Source organism: Agromyces solani, assembly GCF_058349925.1.
In genome coordinates this window covers 539,011-555,996 of record NZ_JBYRER010000002.1, presented here as the reverse complement: position 1 = coordinate 555,996, position 16,986 = coordinate 539,011, and the positions used below count along the sequence as shown (strand labels likewise).

The following is a 16,986-nucleotide window of genomic DNA, read 5'->3' as shown; positions in this document are numbered from 1 at the left end:
GGAGGATCGGATGATCGACAAGGAGCTGCTCGCGACGGTCGACGTCGACGAGGCGGTGCCCGGCAAGACCCGCGATGCGCTGCGCGCGGCGCACCTGTACTACATGCAGGACCTCACGATGGATGCCATCGCCCACGAGCTGCACACCTCGCGATCCTCGGTGTCACGACTGCTCAGCCACGCGCGGGCGAGCGGGCTCGTCGAGATCTCCATCCACTCCCCGCTCGACCTGCCGAGCCGCATCGAGCAGGAGATCCTCGAGCGGTTCGAGGTCGCGGCCCACGTCATCCCCGTGCCCGACCACGCGAGCGACGTCGACCGACTCGATCGCGTCGCCCTCTCGGCTGCACGGATTCTCGGGCGCTTCGTCGACTCGAACCAGCTCATCGGCGTCGCGTGGGGCTCGACGATGGGGGCGATGAGCCGCCATCTCGTGCCGAAGGCCACGCACAACACCGAGATCGTGCAGCTCAACGGCGCGGGCAACGTGCGCACGACCGGCATCGTCTACGCGAGCGAGCTGCTGCGCCGGTTCGGCGACGCGTTCGGCGCGCGCGTGCAGCAGTTCCCCGTGCCGGCGTTCTTCGACGACCCCGAGACGAAGCGGGCGTTCTGGCGCGAGCGCTCGACGCAGCGCCTGCTCGAGCTGCAGGGGCGGCTCGACCTCGCGCTCTTCGGCATCGGCTCGCCGTTCGCCGAGGTGCCGAGCCACGTGTACCAGGGCGGTTACCTCGAGCGGGCCGACTACGAGGGCCTGAGCCGCGAGGGCGCCGTCGGCGACGTCGCGACGGTGTTCTACCGGGCCGACGGCTCGACCGAGGGCATCGCGCTGAACGAACGTGCGACCGGCCCCGACTTCTCGGTGCTGCGTCGCGCACCGCGGCGCATCTGCGTCGTGTCGGGCCGCGCGAAGCTCGCGGGCCTGCGCGGCGCCCTCGCCGCAGGTCTCCTCACCGACCTCATCGTCGACGAGGGCACGGCGCGGGCGCTCGTGGAGACGGCCCCCGCAGTGTGACACGGGAATAGTCGGGACGCACCGGCGTTGACCTATGATCGAACACGAGAAACGTGCTCCGGGGTCGGTGTAATTCCGAGCCGGCGGTGACAGTCCGCGAGCCGGGCGCGATCGATCGGGAGATCGGCCGTGCACGGTTGAACCGGTGGAATTCCGGTACCGACGGTGAAAGTCCGGATGGGAGGCGGCACGTGTCGGCAGCGCCGTGCGCGCCGTCGACGCCGCGGTGATCGAACCGCGGCCGACCGAGCATTCCCGGAGCCTCGGAACAGGACGAGGGAATGACGACGGTCGATGAACGGCACGGGGCGGATGCCTCGGCGATGCGCCGCGCGCTCGAGCTCGCCGAGCTCGGCCCGGCCCGCGGCGTGAACCCCCGAGTCGGCTGCGTCATCCTCTCCCCCGCCGGCGATGTCATCGCCGAGGGCTGGCACCGGGGCGCCGGCACCGCGCACGCCGAGGTCGACGCGCTGTCCAAGCTCGATCCCGACGCCGCCCGCGGCGCCACCGCCGTCGTGACGCTCGAACCCTGCAACCACACGGGCCGCACCGGCCCCTGCGCGGTCGCCCTCATCGAGGCCGGCATCGGCCGCGTCGTGTACGCGGTCGCCGACCCCGGCGACCACTCCTCGGGCGGTGCGGACCGGCTCCGCGACGCCGGAGTCGACGTCGTACCGGGCGTGCTCGCCGACGAGGTCGAGGCGCTCCTCGACGACTGGCTCCTCGCGGCGCGCCGCCGTCGCCCGCGGGTGATCGTGAAGTGGGCCGCGACGCTCGACGCACGCGCCGCCGCGGCCGACGGCACGAGCCGGTGGATCACCGGCTCCGCCGCCCGCGCCGACGTGCACCGGCGTCGCTCGGCCGCCGACGCGATCGCCGTCGGCACCGGCACGGTGCTCGCCGACGACCCGTCGCTCACGGCGCGCGACGACCGCGGCCACCTCCTCGACGAGCAGCCCGTCCCGGTCGTCTTCGGCCGCCGGCCCGTCCCCGCCGACGCCGCCGTGCGCCGGCATCCGCACGAGCCGGTGTTCCTGACCGGCGCCGATCTCGCCGCCGATCTCGAGGAGCTGCAGCGCCGAGGCATCCGCTCGCTCTTCGTCGAGGGCGGGCCCGCGCTCGCGAGCGCATTCCTCGCGGCCGACCTCGCCGACGAACTCCTCGTCTACGTCGCGCCCGCCCTGCTCGGGGGCCCCCGCCTCGCCGTCGGCGATCTCGGCATCTCGACCATCGCGGAGGCCCGCCGCTTCCGCTTCGCCGCCGTCGAGCGGCTCGGCGACGACGTGCTGCTCGTCGCCCATCCGACCACCCACCCTGGAGGGAACTGACATGTTCACCGGAATCATCGAGGAGCTCGGACGCATCACGCGCGTCGAACGCACCGACGACGCCGCCCGGCTCACCGTCCGCGGGCCGCTCGCCGTCGAGGGCGTGGCCCACGGCGACTCGATCTCGGTGTCGGGCGTCTGCCTCACGGTCGTCGAGTTCGACGACGAGGGCTTCACGGCCGACGTGATGGCGCAGACCCTCGCGATGTCGACCCTCGACCACGCCCACGAGGGCCTCGCGGTCAACCTCGAGCGCGCCGCGCGAGTGGGCGACCGACTCGGCGGGCACATCGTGCAGGGGCACATCGACGGCACCGCCCGGGTGCTCGAGATCCGCCCGGGCGAGGCATGGCGCTACGTGCGCTTCTCGCTCGACCCCGAGCACGCGCCGCTCGTCGTCGACAAGGGCTCGATCGCGGTCGACGGCGTCTCGCTCACCGTGTCGAGCGTCGGCGCCGACGAGACGGGCGACTGGTTCGAGGTGTCGCTCATCCCCGAGACGCTCGCCGCGACCACCCTCGGCGAGCGCGTGGTGGGCGACCTCGTCAACATCGAGACCGACATCGTCGCGCGCCAGGTGGCGCGCATGCTGCAGTTCGGCGACCACCGCACCCTGCCGTCGTCGGTGGGGTTCGAGACGCGTCCTCCGGTGTCGGGCGCTCCCCAACCCGCCGAACCCACCACCACGAACGAAGGAGACGCGGCATGAGCCTCGCCACGATGCCCGAAGTGCTCGACGCGCTGCGCGCGGGCAAGCCCGTCATCGTCGCCGATGACGAGGCCCGCGAGAACGAGGGCGACGCGATCATGGCGGCCGAGTTCGCGACCCAGGAGTGGATCGCGTGGATGGTGCGCCACACGAGCGGGTACCTGTGCGCGCCGATGCCGAACTCCGTCGCCGACCGCCTGTCGCTGCCCCTCATGGTCGAGCGCAACGAAGACCTGCGAGGCACGGCGTACACCGTCTCGGTCGACGCCGCCGATCGCAACTCGACCGGCATCTCCGCGGCCGAGCGGGCGCATACGCTCCGGGTGCTCGCCGACCCCTCCTCGACTCCCGAGGGCCTCGTCCGGCCGGGCCACATCCTGCCGCTGCGCGCCGTCGACGGCGGCGTGCGCGAGCGCGCCGGGCACACCGAGGCCGCCGTCGACCTCATGCGGCTGGCCGGCCTCTCCCCCGTCGGCGTCATCGGCGAGCTCGTCGAGGACGACGGCGAGATGATGCGCCTGCCCGCCCTCATCGCCCTCGGCGAGCGCGAGGGGCTGCCGGTGACGACGGTCGCGGCGCTCATCGACTGGCTGCGCGAGTGGCACGACGGCGAGGACCTCGACGCGGCGGCCGCAGCGGCCGTGCCCGAGTCCTCGCCCGTCGCCTTCGAGGTCGAGACGATGCTGCCGACCGTGCACGGCGAGTTCCGGGTGCGGGCGTACCGCGATCGCGGGACGGGCGCCGACCACGTCGCGATCATCGCGGGCGAGCCCGCCGCCGATCCCGCGGGCGCGATCGTGCGCGTGCACTCGGAGTGCCTGACCGGCGAGGCGTTCGGCTCGCTCAAGTGCGAGTGCGGCCCCCAGCTCGACACCGCACTGCAGGCGATCCAGCGCGACGGCGGCATCGTGGTCTACCTGCGCGGGCACGAGGGCCGCGGCATCGGCCTCATCAACAAGCTGCGCGCCTACCGCCTGCAGGAACAGGGGCTCGACACGCTCGACGCGAACCTCGCGCTCGGCCTGCCGATCGACGCCCGCGACTACTCGGCGGCGACCGCGATCCTCGCCGACCTCGGCGTCGAGAAGGTGCGCCTGCTCACGAACAACCCCGAGAAGGTGCGCCAGCTCACCGCGCACGGCATCGACGTCACCGAGCGGCTGCCGCTCGTCGTCGGCGTCGGCGCGGTGAACCAGGGGTACCTCGCGACCAAGGCGTCCCGCATGGGGCACGCCATCGACGACCAGCAGCTCGCGGATGCCGCGGCTGAAGCCCTCCTGGAAGGACACGCATCATGAGCGGACAGGGATCCCCCATCCTCGACATCGACGGCAGCGGACTGAAGGTCGTGATCGTCGCCGGCAGCTGGCACGACGAGATCACCGACGGACTCATCGCTGGTGCCACGCGCACGCTCGAGGGCGCCGGCGCCGACTACTCGATCGTGCGGGTGCCGGGCAGCTTCGAACTGCCGGTCGTCTCGAAGGCGGCGCTCGAGGCGGGCGCCGACGCGGTGGTCGCGCTCGGCGTCATCATCCGCGGCGGCACGCCGCACTTCGAGTACGTGTCGTCGGCCGCGACCGACGGGCTCACCCGGGTCGCGCTCGACACCGGCAAGCCGGTCGGCTTCGGCGTGCTCACCCTCGACGACGAGCAGCAGGGGCTCGACCGGGCCGGGCTGCCGGGGTCGAAGGAGGACAAGGGCCGCGAGGCGGCCGAGGCCGCGATCGCGACCGCGCGGGCCCTCGGCGCGCTCGCGAAGTCGGCCGAGTAGGCGCGAAGCGCCGTATCGAGACCCCGCAGAGTCGGTCGAGTAGGCGCGAAGCGCCGTATCGAGACCCCGCAGAGTCGGTCGAGTAGGCGCGAAGCGCCGTATCGAGACCCCGCAGAGTCGGTCGAGTAGGCGCGAAGCGCCGTATCGAGACCACTCGGTGGGGTGATCTCGATACGCTCCTTCGTCGCTACTCGACCGACCTACGGCTTCCAGACCATGAGCACGACGACGGCGACGAGCAGGAGCGACACGATGCCGCTGCCGGCCGCGATCGCCGGGTAGCCCTTGCCCTCGGCGGCCGTCGCACCCGAGGCATCCGCCCCCGTCGCCTGCAGCGCCTCGGCGGCGCGGTTCATGGCCGGGACGACGACGAACAGGCTCAGGCCGAAGGCGATGACGTAGAGGATGATCGACCAGAGGATCCACGGCGTCGTCACGGAGAGGTCGTGCTCCGACATGCTCATCGCGCCGAAGCCGAACACGAAGACGGCGAGCGACAGCCAGCTGAAGATCATCGTCGACTTCGCGAGCGTGGCGACCTGCGCGCCGTTGCCGGCACGCACCGCGCGCATCGCGGTCATCGGCAGGATCGCCATCGGCCCCACGATGAAGACGGCCGCGGTGACGTGCAGAACGCTGAAGAGGGTATCCATGGGCACAGCCTAACGAGGCGGGCGGCTGCGCCGCGTCGAACCTTCGGTTGAAGGGGATGTCGCGAGCCGGTGGCCCCGATACGGCGCTGCGCGCCTCCTCGACCGACCGGAGCCCGCCGTTCGTCGCACGATCACCGCCGCTCGTCGCAGCGGTCGGCGTCGACGGCCCCCGATCGCGGGGTGGCGAGGCATCCCTGCCGTATCGTATGCGGGTTGCCACAAGCGACGATTCCTTGACTGCCCCGCGGCCCAGCGCCAGACCGACGTGCCCCGGGTGCAGCGCCACCCGCACCACCACTGGAGTCTTCGCAGCGATGTCGTCATCGACCGCGGCCACGGCCGCCCCCGCAGCACCCGCCAATCCACGCAGTCGCGTGATCCTCGCGAGCCTCATCGGCACGACGATCGAGTTCTACGACTTCTACGTCTACGCGACCGCGGCCGTGCTCGTGTTCCCCTACCTCTTCTTCCCCGCCGGAGACCCGACCACGGCGCTGCTCTCGTCGTTCGCCGTGTTCGGTGCTGCGATGGTCGCCCGCCCGCTCGGCGCCGTGTTCTTCGGCCACCTCGGCGACCGGGTCGGCCGCAAGGCGACGCTCGTCGGCGCGCTGCTCACGATGGGCATCGCGACGTTCCTCATCGGGCTCCTCCCCACCTACGCGATGGTGGGCTGGCTCGCGCCGCTCCTCCTCGTGATCCTGCGCATCGCGCAGGGCTTCGCGCTCGGCGGCGAATGGTCGGGCGCCGCGCTCGTCGCGACGGAGAACGCGCCGAAGGGCAAGCGCGCCTGGTACGGCACGTTCCCGCAGCTCGGTGCGCCGATCGGATTCATCATCGCGAACGGCCTGTTCCTCGTCATCGCCGCGCTGCTGCCGTCGGAGGACCCGAATTCCGCGCTGCCGTCGGCCGAGTTCCTCGAGTGGGGATGGCGCATCCCGTTCCTCTTCTCGGCCGTGATGGTGGTCGTCGGCCTGTGGGTGCGGCTCCGCCTCGTCGAGTCGACGGCGTTCGCCAACGCCTCGAAGCGGGGCAGGATCGAGCGCCTGCCACTCGCGAGCGTCTTCAAGCGGTACTGGAAGCAGCTCATCCTCGGCACGTTCTTCATGCTCGCGACGTACGTGCTCTTCTACCTGATGACCACCTTCTCGCTCGGCTACGGCACGAAGCCCGTCGACGCGCCGGTGCCCGGCCTCGGCTACTCGTACAACACGTTCGTGCTCATGCTCATCGGCGGCGTCGTGTTCTTCGGGGTATTCACGATGCTCTCCGGCCCCTGGGCGGACCGCTGGGGACGCCGCAAGACGCTCATCTGGGTCACGTCGGCGATCATCGTGTTCGGCCTGCTCTGGGTGCCGCTCCTCTCGGTCGGCTTCGCCGGCGTCATGGGATGGCTCGTCATCGGCTTCGCGCTCATGGGCATGACGTTCGGGCCGATGGGTGCGCTCCTGCCCGAGCTGTTCCCGACGAACGTGCGCTACACGGGGTCGGGCATCTCGTACAACGTGTCCTCGATCCTGGGCGCCGCCGTCGCGCCCTTCATCGGCACGGCGCTGTGGGCCGCCGGCGGCGGAAGCCCGTTCTGGGTCGGCGTCTACCTCTCGGTGATGGGCGTGCTGACGCTCATCGCGCTGCTCGTCTCGAAGGAGACCCGCGACGTCGACTTCGACGAGGCGGGCCTCGAGTCGTCGGCGGTGCTCTGACCCGTCGCGTTTCCCGAAGGGCGGATGCCTCGTCTCGCGCCGCGCGCGAGCCGAGGCATCCGCCCTTCGTCATACCCGGCCGCGCTGCCCACGAGACGTTCGCCGGCCCGCCGGGTCCACCGTTTCAGGAGAAAGTGGGCGGCTCAGGACGAATGCCGCGAGATCGTCCTGAGCCCCGCACTTCCTCCTGAAACCATGCGTTCGGCGCCCCCTTCTGGCGCGGCAGCGCCCGGCGTAGCATGACCGGCAGGGCGCCGATTCCTCCGTCGGCACCGTCGACGCTCGGCCGCCCGGGGCGGACGGGTGCGCGGATGAACATGACGATGGACATGATGAAGGACGCCATGTCGACGGCGGAGATGCCGATGCAGGGCATGGACGCCGCGATGATGCAGGAGTGTATGGAGGCCCTCTCCGCGTGCATGCAGGCGTGCCTCATGTGCGCCGACGCCGACGCGGGCGAGGGCATGGGCCGGTGCGCCGCGATGTGCGCCAACTGCGCCGACGTCTGCGACACCATGATGCGGATGATGCTGCGCATGCGCGGCATGGACGCGCAGGTGATGACGTCGATGATGCAGACGACGGTCGCGATGTGCCGCGCCTGCTCGGCCGAGTGCATGGAGCACGCCGACATGAGCGAGCACTGCCGCATGTGCGCGATGGCGTGCGACCAGTGCGCCGCCGCGATGGAGAAGATGATGGGCTCGATGAGCGGGGCGATGCCCATGGGATGAGGTCGGTCGAGTAGGCGCGAAGCGCTGTATCGAGACCATCCGTTCGGTCGGTCGAGTAGGCGCGAAGCGCCGTATCGAGACCACCCGTTCGGTCGGTCGAGTAGGCGCGAAGCGCTGTATCGAGACCACCGCTCCGTGGCGGCTACGCCTCCGCGACGCTGAACCGCAGCCCGCCCGCGGCGAGCACGCCGTAGACCGCGTGCACCGCGACGGGGTCGCCGGCCTGCAGCGCGCCCGCGAACGCGTCGTGGTGCCAGACGCGTCGTGCCTCGCCCTCGAGCCCTTCGACCGTCGCGAAGCCGTCGGCGTCGATCGCCGTGACGATCGCGTCGATCCACTTCGACGGCGTCGCGGCCGCCAGTCGCAGCTGCATCGCGTGCAGGCCGTGCCCGGGCCGATCGCTCGAGCAGACGCTCGCGTGCTCGCAGCCGCGCATGCCCATCGCCGCGCCCGTGCGGGGCTCGGTGACGGCGTGCGGCTCGCGGTGCGACATGAGGGCTCCTCGTGATCGGTTCGTGCAGGCGACGATACGCGCGACGCGTACGGATGTCGCGGCGGGCCGTCACACGCGGCAACAGTGCGGTGCCGCATCGGGCGAGGCATCCGCGCCCTGCCGGCGGTCGCACCTAGCATGGCCGCATGCCCGCCGACGTGCACCCCGCCACCGCCGCCATCCGCGTCTCCGACGAGGTGCGCGCCGCCCTCGACGAGGGGCGGCCCGTCCTCGCCCTCGAGTCGACCATCCTCACGCACGGCCTGCCGCGGCCGCGCAACCTCGACGTCGGGCTGCGCTCCGAGGCCGAGGTGCGCGACGCCGGAGTCGTGCCCGCGACGATCGGGGTCGTCGACGGCGTCGCGGTCGTCGGGCTCTCCGCCGCCGAGATCGAACGGCTGTGCACGGCCGACGACGTCGTGAAGGCGAGTGTGCGCGACCTGCCGATCGCCCGCGCGAAGCGGCTCGACGCGGGGACGACCGTCGCGGCGACCGCCTGGCTCGCCGACCGCGCCGGCATCCGCGTCATGTCGACCGGCGGGCTCGGCGGGGTGCACCGCGGCGCCGGCGAGAGCTTCGACGAGTCGGCCGACCTGCCCGTGCTCGCCGAGACCCCGATCACGCTCGTGAGCGCCGGGGTGAAGTCGATCCTCGACATCGGCGCGACGCTCGAACGACTCGAGACGCTCAACGTTCCGGTCGTCGGCTACCGCACGAACCGCTTCCCGGGGTTCACCGTGACCGACTCGGGCTTCGGCCTCGACTACCGGGTCGACTCGCCCGCGGAGGCGGCCGCGCTCGCGCGTGCGCGCGACGAGCTCGGCCAGCGGGCGGCGGTGCTCGTCGCGAACCCGGTCGCGCCGGATCGGCAGCTCGATCCGGAGCTGCACGACCGGGTGCTCGCCGAGTCGCTCGCCGCAGCCGAGGCGGCCGGCGTGACGGGGCACGACACGACGCCGTTCCTACTCGACCGGTTCCAGCGGGCGACCGGCGGGCTGAGCCTCGAGGTCAATCTCGAGGTCTACCGCGGCAACGTCGCGCTCGGAGCGGAGATCGCACGTGCGCTCGCCCGCTGACGGGCGGCACCCGGCAGGCAGGCACCAGGGCGAGGCGGATGACTCGGCGCCGCCGCTGCTCGTGGTCGTCGGCGACCTCGTGGAGGACATCGTCGTCTGGGTGTCCGAGCCCGTGCGGCACGGCACCGACACCGCCGCCCGGGTCTTCCGCACGCGCGGCGGCAGCGCGGCGAACGTGGCGGCACTCGCGGCCCCGCGCGTCGCGACGAGGTTCATCGGCTGCGTCGGCCCCGATGCGGCGGGCGACGCGCTCGTCGGCGCCCTCGAGGCGTGCGGCGCCGACGTGCGGGTGCAACGCCGGGGCACGACCGGGGCGGTCGTCGTGATCGTCGATCCGGCGGGCGAGCGCACGATGTTCCCCGACCGGGGCGCCTCGGCGATGCTCGAGCCGGTCGAGCCGGCGTGGCTCGACGGAGTCGCCTGGTTGCACGTGCCGAGCTACGGCTTCGAGCGCGAGCCCGCGCGGTCGGCGGTGCTCGCGCTGGTCGCCGAGGCGCGGCGGCGCGGTGCGGGCCTCTCGGTCGACGCGTCGTCGACGGGACTGCTCACGAGCGTGGGCGTCGCCGAGATGCTCGAGCTCTACGGCTCGCTCGAGCCCGACGTGCTCTTCGCGAACGAGACCGAGGCGGCGCTGCTCGGGCTCGATGCGGCGGGCCCTCGCGCGGCGGGCACGACCGAGCCGGGTACGGGCGGCACGGACGCCGCCGCGGATGCGGCGGAGGTCGTGCGGGGCGCGGTCACGGCGGTCGTGAAGCACGGTCCGGAGCCGACCACGGTGTTCGCGCGGGGCGTCCTCGTCGCCGAGGTCCCCGTCGCGCCCGTGCCCGGTGCGCGCGACCTCACCGGGGCGGGCGATGCCTTCGCCGCCGGCTTCCTCGCCGCCAGGCTCTCCGGCAGCTCGGACCTCGAGGCGGTGCTCGCGGGGCACGCGGAGGCCGCGCGCGTCATCACCGCTCCGGGCGCCGAGTCCTGAGCGATCGTACGTCGCGGAACCGCACACCGATCGGGAGGAGATCGCACGATCGGGAGGACGCGATCCGAGATTCCCTCCCCCCGACCGTTCGAACTCCTCCCGAGGCGCGGTCAACTCGGGTTGACGCATTCGTCGTCGTCAACTACGGTTGACGCCATGGACGACCGAACCCTCCGCACCGCGATCGCCGCGGCCGACGGCGACGACCCGTACCGCGCGCTGCGCGAGATCCGCCGCGTGCGCGTCGAGGTCGACCGCGAGCTCGATCGCGCCGAAGCCGTCGCCGTCCGGCGCGCACGCGCCGCAGGATCGAGCTGGCAGCTCATCGCCCTCGCGCTCGAGGTCTCGAAGCAGGCCGTGCACAAGAAGTACGGGCGTTCCTGACCGCCCGCAGCGGGCGGCGGCGTCTGCGCAGCTGGGAACCGAGCCCAGTCGGGGCGCGTAGGCTGCAATGCGGCGACGGAGCCGGCGACGGGGGCGCGAGGCATCCGGTTCGTCGCCGTCACCAGGTCGTGAGAGCAATCAGAGAGTGAAGATGAGCACCAGCGAGACCCCCACCCGCCGAGCCGAGCGCGAATCACGACGGCGCACCGCACGACCTGCGCAGCCGGGCGCCCGCCAGGCCGGCCGCGGGCGCACCTCGCCGTTCGCCCGGCGCGGCGAGCAGCCGCCCGGCCCGCGCGCGACGTTCCGCCAGCTGCTGCCCTTCATCTTCGAGCACCGCCCCGTGCTCATCTGGGTCGCCGTGCTGTCGGTCGTCGGCGCCCTCGCGAGCCTCGCGCAGCCGCTCCTCGTCGGCCGCGTCATCAACATGGTCGAGGCCGACGACCCCCTGAACGGCGTCGTGTGGGCGCTCATCGCCCTCGTCGTCATCTCCGGGGTCATCTCGGGCTACCAGCACTACCTGCTGCAGCGCACGGGCGAGGGCGTCGTGCTGTCGAGCCGCAAGCGGCTCATCTCGAAGCTGCTGAACCTGCCGATCGCCGAGTTCGACACCCGCCGCACGGGCGACCTCGTCTCCCGCGTCGGCAGCGACACGACGATGCTGCGGGCCGTGCTCACCCAGGGCCTCGTCGAGGCGATCGGCGGCACCGTGACGTTCATCGGCGCGCTCATCGCCATGCTCATCCTCGACCCGGTGCTGCTCGGGCTCACGGTGCTCGTCGTCGCCATCGCGATCACGACCGTCACCCTCCTCTCCCAGCGGGTGCGCGAGGCCTCGCACGCCGCCCAGGCCAAGGTCGGGGATGTCGCGGCGAGCGTCGAGCGGGCGATCGGCGCCGTGCGCACCATCCGCGCCGCGGGCGCGACCGAGCGCGAGATCGCGGCGGTCGAGTCCGAGGCCGAGGGCGCGTGGCGCATGGGCGTCGCGGTCGCGAAGATCTCGGCGCTCATCGTGCCGATCGCGGGCATCGCGATGCAGGTGTCGTTCCTCGTCGTGCTCGGCGTCGGCGGCTACCGCGTCGCGTCGGGGGCGATCACGGTCGCGAACCTCGTCGCGTTCATCCTGTTCCTCTTCATGATGATCCTGCCGCTCGGGCAGGCGTTCGGCGCGATCACATCGGTCAACTCGGCGCTCGGCGCGCTCGGCCGCATCCAGGAGATCCTCGACCTGCCCGACGAGGACGAGCACGACCGCGAGCTCGCACCGCGCGCGCTCATCGTCGGCGACGCCAACGAGGGTCTGCTGCCCGACGCGCCGGCCGTCGCGTTCGACGACGTGCACTTCGCCTACGCGACGACCCGCCAGGACCCGGCCGACCCGGCGAACGACTCCCCCGACGAGCACCTGCCAGAACCGGACGTCACCGAGCGCCAGCCCGTGCTGCGCGGCGTCTCGTTCGAGGTTCCGCGGGGGCAGCGCATCGCGCTCGTCGGGCCGTCGGGCGCCGGCAAGTCGACGATCCTCGCCCTCATCGAGCGGTTCTACGACCCCTCGGTCGGCGCCGTGCGCATGGGCGGGCTCGACCTGCGCGCGATCGATCGCGCCGAGCTGCGGGCGCAGATCGGCTACGTCGAGCAGGACGCCCCCGTGCTCGCCGGCACCCTGCGCGAGAACCTGCTGCTCGGCTCGCCCGACGCGACCGACGCCGAGTGCGAGCACGTGCTGCGCGCGGTCAACCTCGGCGGCGTGCTCGACCGCGACCCCGCCGGCCTCGGCGCCCCGGTCGGCGACGACGGCATCATGCTCTCGGGCGGCGAGCGGCAGCGCCTCGCGATCGCCCGGGCCCTGCTCGCCGCGCCCCCGATCCTGCTGCTCGACGAGTCGACGTCGTCGCTCGACGGCGTCAACGAGCGCATGATGCGCGAGGCGATCGACGCCGTCGCCGCGGGGCGCACGCTCATCGTGATCGCGCACCGGCTCTCGACCGTGATCGACTCCGACCGCATCGTCGTGCTCGACGACGGACGGGTCATCGGCGAGGGCACCCACTCGGAGCTCGTCACGACCGTGCCGCTCTACCGCGAGCTCGCCGAGCACCAGCTGCTCGTCTGAGGCCCCGCACCGCGCCTCGGAGCCGTGACGTCGGCCCCGAGGCATCCCGGCGGGTTCAGGGTCAGCCCGGGCGAACCTCAGTGCTCGCTCGGATGGCCCGGCGCGACCGGCTTCCTAGCGTGGAGGCATCGCATCCGATCACGGATGCCGCCGAGCCCACGCCCCCTGGAGGACCCGCCATGACCATCGCCACCGTGCCCACCGCACGCGACCTCGACCCCTTCGACGGCATCCCCGTCGACCTCGTCGACGACCTGCCCGAGGCCGCCGACGGCGCCGCCACGATCCGTCGCGCCGGCCTCGGCAACTCGTTCGACCGGGTTCAGTCGGCCATCCAGGGCTGGCTGCGCCATTGGGAGCCGCTCGAGCTGCCGGCCTTCACCGCCGTGCGCGACGTCATGCCCGACGACGACCGCGGGCGAAGCTCGCTGAAGGCCGCGCCCACCCGCGCCGACGGGTCGGTGCGCCTCACCGCGAACGTCTACGACCCGCCGAAGCACGACGCCGACCGCGGTCCGCTCGCCTGGTCGCGCAACTGGGCGAGTGCCGCGGTGCTGCCGCCGGCTCGCGAATCCGGCCGCCTCTTCTACCGCTTCAGCGTGTCGAGCCGGCTCGTGCTCGACGGGCAGGCCTCGCTCAGCCTCGTCTCGACGAGCGTCAACTTCGGCATCGTCGCCGACGCGGCCAAGCAGAGCCCGTTCCAGGCAGCCGGCTTCGCGACGCCGATCGCCCGACCGCTCGTCGGCGTGCAGGCACGCGCCGAGGTCGACGCCCAGGCGTCCCAGGTGTTCGAGGGCTCGATCGCCGTCCGCCAGGGCGAGACCCCGGCGATGGCCTTCGTCATCGGCACCGACCTGCTCTTCGAGGACGGCTGGGTGCGACTGCACGAGGGCTCGAGCACGTGGGTGGGCCCGGCCGAGCCCGGGGCGAGCGGGACCGTGGAGTTCCGGTACGCCCCCGCGGCGATGCTGCGCCTCGTCGGCCACCTCGACGATCCGCACACCGCCGGCTGAGCCCGGCGCCGGCGTGGTGCGCATCCGCCGCCGTGCCGCCTCAGCCTCCGCCCGCCGGGGCCCCGTCCAACGGCCACACCCCGATGATCCGGCCGTGGTGCGAGGTCTCCGGCGGGCGGAGCCGCACGAGCGAGATCGTGCCGAGGTCGAGGCGATCGCCGCGGTGCACCCGTCCGTGCCGCTTCGCGGTGACGTGCGGGCGGAAGTCGGGGCGCATGCGCACGAGTTCGATGCCGAGATCGCGCAGCGCCGCGATCGCCGCGGCGCGCAGGGCGGCGATCTCGCCGCCGTCGCGCACGAGCGAGACGGGGATGTCGCGGCGCGGGCCGAACATCGCGTCGTCGCCGACCGCGACCGAGATCGGTCGTCGTGCAGGAGCTCGGGCGACGGCGGCGAGCGCCGTGCCGATCGCGTCGGCGTCGAGCTCGGTCTCGAACGGTTCGACGAGGGTCACGTGCAACGGCCACTGCGCGACCGAGAACTCGTCGCCGACGGTGAGCGACGAGAGCGGCAGGACGACGACGAAGCGCGCCATCCGCCGAGTCTATCCGGGCGCGTGCGCGGCGGTCCGGGCAGGTGCACCTAGCGCGCGGCCGCGGCCGCCTGCTCGGCGCCATCGCCGGACTCGTCGTCGCGGGTCGGGCCGCCTCCGCGCTGCCACGGCCACCGCCCGGTGATCTCCACGGCGAGGGACCAGCTGAGGAACGTCCGGATCAGCACGATGAGGCCGAGCACGCCCACCGACTCGAGCGTCGGCGTCACGGCGACCGTCCGGATGATGTCGGCCGCGACGAGGAGCTCGAGCCCCACGAGGATGCCTCGGCCGAGCACCCGTCGGAAGCGCTCGTAGACCGGCCCGGTCCTGCGGATGCGCCGGATCGCGGCATCCACCATCGCATAGAGCACGCCGACGACGATCGCGATCACGCCGATGACGTCGATGACCTCGCCCGCCCGCGTGATGATCTGGCCGAACTCCATGGCGTCCTCCTGCCGCACACGCTAGCCCCGGCGAAGCGGCCCGGGTCGGATCCGGCGCGCGTGTTGACGCCGAAGGGGGCGGATGCCGTCCGGCATCCGCCCCCCTCGGCGCGTTCGTGCTTCGCTACTCGACGACCGGGGCCGACTCGTGCTCGAGGTGGTAGCGCAGGCTCGCGAGCTCGGCCTTGAGGGCGGCCGGCACGCGGTCGCCGAACTGGGCGAAGTACTCCTCGGTGAGGTCGCACTCGGCGAGCCACGAGTCGCGGTCGACGTCGAAGAGCTGCGCGAGGGTCTCGTCGCTGATCTCGAGGCCGTCGAGGTCGAGCGAGTCGGCGGCGGGCAGCAGGCCGATCGGGGTCTCGACCGTGTCGGCCGTGCCCTCGACGCGGCCCACGATCCACTCGAGCACGCGCGAGTTCTCGCCGAACCCGGGCCACAGGAACGAGCCGTCGGCACCCTTGCGGAACCAGTTGACCTGGAAGATCTTCGGCGCGTTCTGACCGAGCACGCGGCCCATCTTCACCCAGTGGCCCCAGTAGTCGGCCATGTTGTACCCGCAGAAGGGCAGCATCGCGAACGGGTCGCGGCGCAGCTCGCCGACGGTGCCCTCGGCGGCCGCGGTCTTCTCCGACGAGATGGTCGCGCCCATGAAGACGCCGTGCTTCCACGAGCGGGCCTCGGCGACGAGCGGCACGTTCGTCGCGCGACGACCGCCGAACAGGATCGCGTCGATCGGCACGCCGTCGTGGGCGTCCCAGTCGTCGGAGATCTGCGGGCACTGCGCCGCGGCGACCGTGAAGCGCGAGTTCGGGTGGGCCGCGGGGCGACCCGAGGCGGGCGTCCAGTGGTTGCCCTCCCAGTCGGTGAGCTCCTCGGGCACCTCGTCGGTCAGGCCCTCCCACCAGACGTCGCCGTCGGGGCGGAGCGCGACGTTCGTGAAGATCGTGTTGCCCCAGAGGGTCTGCACCGCGGTCGGGTTCGTCGACTCGCCCGTGCCGGGCGCGACGCCGAAGAAGCCGGCCTCGGGGTTGATCGCGTACAGGCGGCCGTCGTCGCCGGGACGCATCCAGGCGATGTCGTCGCCGATCGTCTCGACCTTCCAGCCGGGGATCGTGGGCTGCAGCATCGCGAGGTTCGTCTTGCCGCACGCCGACGGGAACGCCGCGGCCACGTGGTACGACTTGCCCTCGGGCGACGTGATCTTGATGAGCAGCATGTGCTCGGCGAGCCAGCCCTCGTCGCGGGCCATGACGCTCGCGATGCGCAGCGCGAAGCACTTCTTCGCGAGCAGGGCGTTGCCGCCGTAGCCCGAGCCGTACGACCAGATCTCGCGCGAGTCGGGGAACTGCACGATGTACTTCGTGTCGTTGCAGGGCCACTCGATCTCGGCGCGGCGGTGGCCGACGCCGTCGACGAGCGGGTAGCCGACCGAGTGCACCGTGCGCACCCACGGCTCGCCGGCCTCGATGAGGCGGTACACCTGCTCGCCCATGCGGGTCATGATGCCCATGGAGAGCACGACGTAGGGCGAGTCGGTGATCTCGACGCCGAGCTGCGAGATCGGGCCGCCGAGCGGGCCCATCGAGAACGGCACGACGTACATCGTGCGGCCCTTCATCGAGCCGTCGAACACCTCGGTGAGCTCGTCGCGCATCTCGCGCGGGTCGCGCCAGTTGTTCGTGGGGCCCGCGTCCTCCTCGTAGGTCGAGCAGATGAAGGTGCGGTCCTCGACGCGCGCGACGTCCGACGGGTCGGTGCGGGCGAGGTAGCTGTTCGGGCGCCACTCGGGGTTGAGCTTGATGAGCTTGCCCTCGGCCACGAGCTGGCGCTCGAGCAGGTCGGCCTCGTGCTGCGATCCGTCGCACCACACGACGGCGTCGGGCTTCGTGAGGCCGGCGATCTCGTCGACCCATGCGCGGAGCGCCGAGTCGGTGGTGCCGCGCTGCGCGTGGCCGTCGCCGTATGCCTGGGTGCCGTCCGTGTCGGTCGAGAGCCCGGAGATGGTCATCATCGTCCCTTCCAAGTGGTGCCCGGCAC

Annotated in this window: 17 protein-coding genes and 1 riboswitch; of the genes, 12 read left to right on the top strand and 5 right to left on the bottom strand. The window is 72.4% G+C overall.

Annotation, left to right across the window (positions count from 1 at the left end; all coding sequences use genetic code 11):
- The first annotated feature begins 10 nt into the window (after positions 1-10).
- The 5 genes from AC3RJ7_RS10300 (at position 11) to ribH (ending at position 4,826) form a co-directional block, all read left to right on the top strand.
- Positions 11-1,015 (top strand): sugar-binding transcriptional regulator, encoded by a 1,005-nt coding sequence (locus AC3RJ7_RS10300; protein ID WP_491455742.1) that lies wholly within the window; start codon positions 11-13, stop codon positions 1,013-1,015.
- A gap of 49 nt (positions 1,016-1,064) precedes the next feature.
- Positions 1,065-1,210, top strand: a riboswitch (FMN riboswitch).
- Positions 1,211-1,296: 86 nt separating this feature from the next.
- Complete coding sequence (gene ribD / locus AC3RJ7_RS10295; protein WP_491455741.1) at positions 1,297-2,343, top strand: bifunctional diaminohydroxyphosphoribosylaminopyrimidine deaminase/5-amino-6-(5-phosphoribosylamino)uracil reductase RibD; 1,047 nt, start codon at positions 1,297-1,299, stop codon at positions 2,341-2,343.
- A gap of 1 nt (position 2,344) precedes the next feature.
- Positions 2,345-3,052: a riboflavin synthase gene (locus AC3RJ7_RS10290; RefSeq protein WP_491455740.1), complete on the top strand. Its 708-nt coding sequence runs from the start codon at positions 2,345-2,347 to the stop codon at positions 3,050-3,052.
- Positions 3,049-4,350, top strand: coding sequence for a GTP cyclohydrolase II (ribA, locus tag AC3RJ7_RS10285; RefSeq protein WP_491455739.1), 1,302 nt, complete (start codon positions 3,049-3,051; stop codon positions 4,348-4,350). Before AC3RJ7_RS10290 ends, ribA begins: the two co-directional genes overlap by 4 nt.
- Positions 4,347-4,826 carry a 6,7-dimethyl-8-ribityllumazine synthase gene (gene ribH / locus AC3RJ7_RS10280; protein ID WP_491455738.1) on the top strand — a complete coding sequence of 160 codons (480 nt, stop codon included), beginning with the start codon at positions 4,347-4,349 and terminating at the stop codon, positions 4,824-4,826. The genes ribA and ribH overlap by 4 nt, the downstream gene beginning before the upstream one ends.
- Before the next feature lie 200 nt (positions 4,827-5,026).
- Here ribH and AC3RJ7_RS10275 read toward each other — a convergent pair whose 3' ends face one another.
- On the bottom strand, positions 5,027-5,479 hold the full coding sequence (locus tag AC3RJ7_RS10275; RefSeq protein WP_491455737.1) for a DUF2269 family protein: 453 nt from the start codon (positions 5,477-5,479) through the stop codon (positions 5,027-5,029).
- A 314-nt stretch (positions 5,480-5,793) separates the two neighbouring features.
- Between AC3RJ7_RS10275 and AC3RJ7_RS10270 the strand changes: the two genes are divergently transcribed.
- Positions 5,794-7,179, top strand: coding sequence for an MFS transporter (locus tag AC3RJ7_RS10270; protein ID WP_491455736.1), 1,386 nt, complete (start codon positions 5,794-5,796; stop codon positions 7,177-7,179).
- 239 nt (positions 7,180-7,418) lie between these two features.
- Positions 7,419-7,916, top strand: a complete 498-nt coding sequence (locus AC3RJ7_RS10265) for a four-helix bundle copper-binding protein (protein ID WP_491455735.1) — start codon at positions 7,419-7,421, stop codon at positions 7,914-7,916.
- A 142-nt stretch (positions 7,917-8,058) separates the two neighbouring features.
- On the opposite strand, the gene AC3RJ7_RS10260 is transcribed toward AC3RJ7_RS10265, so the two are convergent.
- Positions 8,059-8,409: a hypothetical protein gene (locus tag AC3RJ7_RS10260; RefSeq protein ID WP_491455734.1), complete on the bottom strand. Its 351-nt coding sequence runs from the start codon at positions 8,407-8,409 to the stop codon at positions 8,059-8,061.
- A gap of 146 nt (positions 8,410-8,555) precedes the next feature.
- On the opposite strand from AC3RJ7_RS10260, the gene AC3RJ7_RS10255 reads away from it, so the two are divergent.
- From AC3RJ7_RS10255 to AC3RJ7_RS10235, 5 genes are all read left to right on the top strand, one after another.
- Positions 8,556-9,485 carry a pseudouridine-5'-phosphate glycosidase gene (locus AC3RJ7_RS10255; protein ID WP_491455733.1) on the top strand — a complete coding sequence of 310 codons (930 nt, stop codon included), beginning with the start codon at positions 8,556-8,558 and terminating at the stop codon, positions 9,483-9,485.
- Entirely contained in the window at positions 9,469-10,458 is a 990-nt protein-coding gene (locus AC3RJ7_RS10250) for a carbohydrate kinase family protein (RefSeq protein ID WP_491455732.1), read from the top strand. Before AC3RJ7_RS10255 ends, AC3RJ7_RS10250 begins: the two co-directional genes overlap by 17 nt.
- Before the next feature lie 156 nt (positions 10,459-10,614).
- The gene (locus tag AC3RJ7_RS10245; protein ID WP_491455731.1) at positions 10,615-10,842 is read left to right on the top strand and encodes a hypothetical protein; all 228 of its coding nucleotides are present in this window, start codon (positions 10,615-10,617) and stop codon (positions 10,840-10,842) included.
- 151 nt (positions 10,843-10,993) lie between these two features.
- A complete protein-coding gene (locus AC3RJ7_RS10240) occupies positions 10,994-12,955 on the top strand; it encodes an ABC transporter ATP-binding protein (RefSeq protein ID WP_491455730.1) in 1,962 nt (653 codons plus the stop codon).
- Between the two features lie 179 nt (positions 12,956-13,134).
- Positions 13,135-13,968, top strand: a complete 834-nt coding sequence (locus AC3RJ7_RS10235; RefSeq protein ID WP_491455729.1) for a hypothetical protein — start codon at positions 13,135-13,137, stop codon at positions 13,966-13,968.
- Positions 13,969-14,008: 40 nt separating this feature from the next.
- Here the strand turns inward: AC3RJ7_RS10235 and AC3RJ7_RS10230 are convergent, their stop codons facing one another.
- The 3 genes from AC3RJ7_RS10230 to AC3RJ7_RS10220 form a co-directional block, all read right to left on the bottom strand.
- A complete protein-coding gene (locus tag AC3RJ7_RS10230) occupies positions 14,009-14,503 on the bottom strand; it encodes a 2'-5' RNA ligase family protein (RefSeq protein WP_491455728.1) in 495 nt (164 codons plus the stop codon).
- Between the two features lie 47 nt (positions 14,504-14,550).
- Positions 14,551-14,949: a DUF1622 domain-containing protein gene (locus AC3RJ7_RS10225; protein ID WP_491455727.1), complete on the bottom strand. Its 399-nt coding sequence runs from the start codon at positions 14,947-14,949 to the stop codon at positions 14,551-14,553.
- A gap of 124 nt (positions 14,950-15,073) precedes the next feature.
- Positions 15,074-16,957 (bottom strand): phosphoenolpyruvate carboxykinase (GTP), encoded by a 1,884-nt coding sequence (locus tag AC3RJ7_RS10220; RefSeq protein WP_491456158.1) that lies wholly within the window; start codon positions 16,955-16,957, stop codon positions 15,074-15,076.
- Positions 16,958-16,986 lie beyond the last annotated feature (29 nt).

Bases quoted from the DNA above. Each gene is read 5' to 3' on its own strand.
- AC3RJ7_RS10240 (WP_491455730.1), top strand. From the start codon at position 10,994: ATGAGCACCAGCGAGACCCCCACCCGCCGAGCCGAGCGCGAATCACGA.
- AC3RJ7_RS10260 (WP_491455734.1), bottom strand. From the start codon at position 8,409: ATGTCGCACCGCGAGCCGCACGCCGTCACCGAGCCCCGCACGGGCGCG.
- AC3RJ7_RS10275 (WP_491455737.1), bottom strand. From the start codon at position 5,479: ATGGATACCCTCTTCAGCGTTCTGCACGTCACCGCGGCCGTCTTCATC.
- AC3RJ7_RS10235 (WP_491455729.1), top strand. From the start codon at position 13,135: ATGACCATCGCCACCGTGCCCACCGCACGCGACCTCGACCCCTTCGAC.
- AC3RJ7_RS10265 (WP_491455735.1), top strand. From the start codon at position 7,419: ATGACCGGCAGGGCGCCGATTCCTCCGTCGGCACCGTCGACGCTCGGC.
- AC3RJ7_RS10300 (WP_491455742.1), top strand. From the start codon at position 11: ATGATCGACAAGGAGCTGCTCGCGACGGTCGACGTCGACGAGGCGGTG.
- AC3RJ7_RS10290 (WP_491455740.1), top strand. From the start codon at position 2,345: ATGTTCACCGGAATCATCGAGGAGCTCGGACGCATCACGCGCGTCGAA.
- ribA (WP_491455739.1), top strand. From the start codon at position 3,049: ATGAGCCTCGCCACGATGCCCGAAGTGCTCGACGCGCTGCGCGCGGGC.
- ribH (WP_491455738.1), top strand. From the start codon at position 4,347: ATGAGCGGACAGGGATCCCCCATCCTCGACATCGACGGCAGCGGACTG.
- ribD (WP_491455741.1), top strand. From the start codon at position 1,297: ATGACGACGGTCGATGAACGGCACGGGGCGGATGCCTCGGCGATGCGC.
- AC3RJ7_RS10255 (WP_491455733.1), top strand. From the start codon at position 8,556: ATGCCCGCCGACGTGCACCCCGCCACCGCCGCCATCCGCGTCTCCGAC.
- AC3RJ7_RS10230 (WP_491455728.1), bottom strand. From the start codon at position 14,503: ATGGCGCGCTTCGTCGTCGTCCTGCCGCTCTCGTCGCTCACCGTCGGC.
- AC3RJ7_RS10220 (WP_491456158.1), bottom strand. From the start codon at position 16,957: ATGACCATCTCCGGGCTCTCGACCGACACGGACGGCACCCAGGCATAC.
- AC3RJ7_RS10225 (WP_491455727.1), bottom strand. From the start codon at position 14,949: ATGGAGTTCGGCCAGATCATCACGCGGGCGGGCGAGGTCATCGACGTC.
- AC3RJ7_RS10270 (WP_491455736.1), top strand. From the start codon at position 5,794: ATGTCGTCATCGACCGCGGCCACGGCCGCCCCCGCAGCACCCGCCAAT.
- AC3RJ7_RS10245 (WP_491455731.1), top strand. From the start codon at position 10,615: ATGGACGACCGAACCCTCCGCACCGCGATCGCCGCGGCCGACGGCGAC.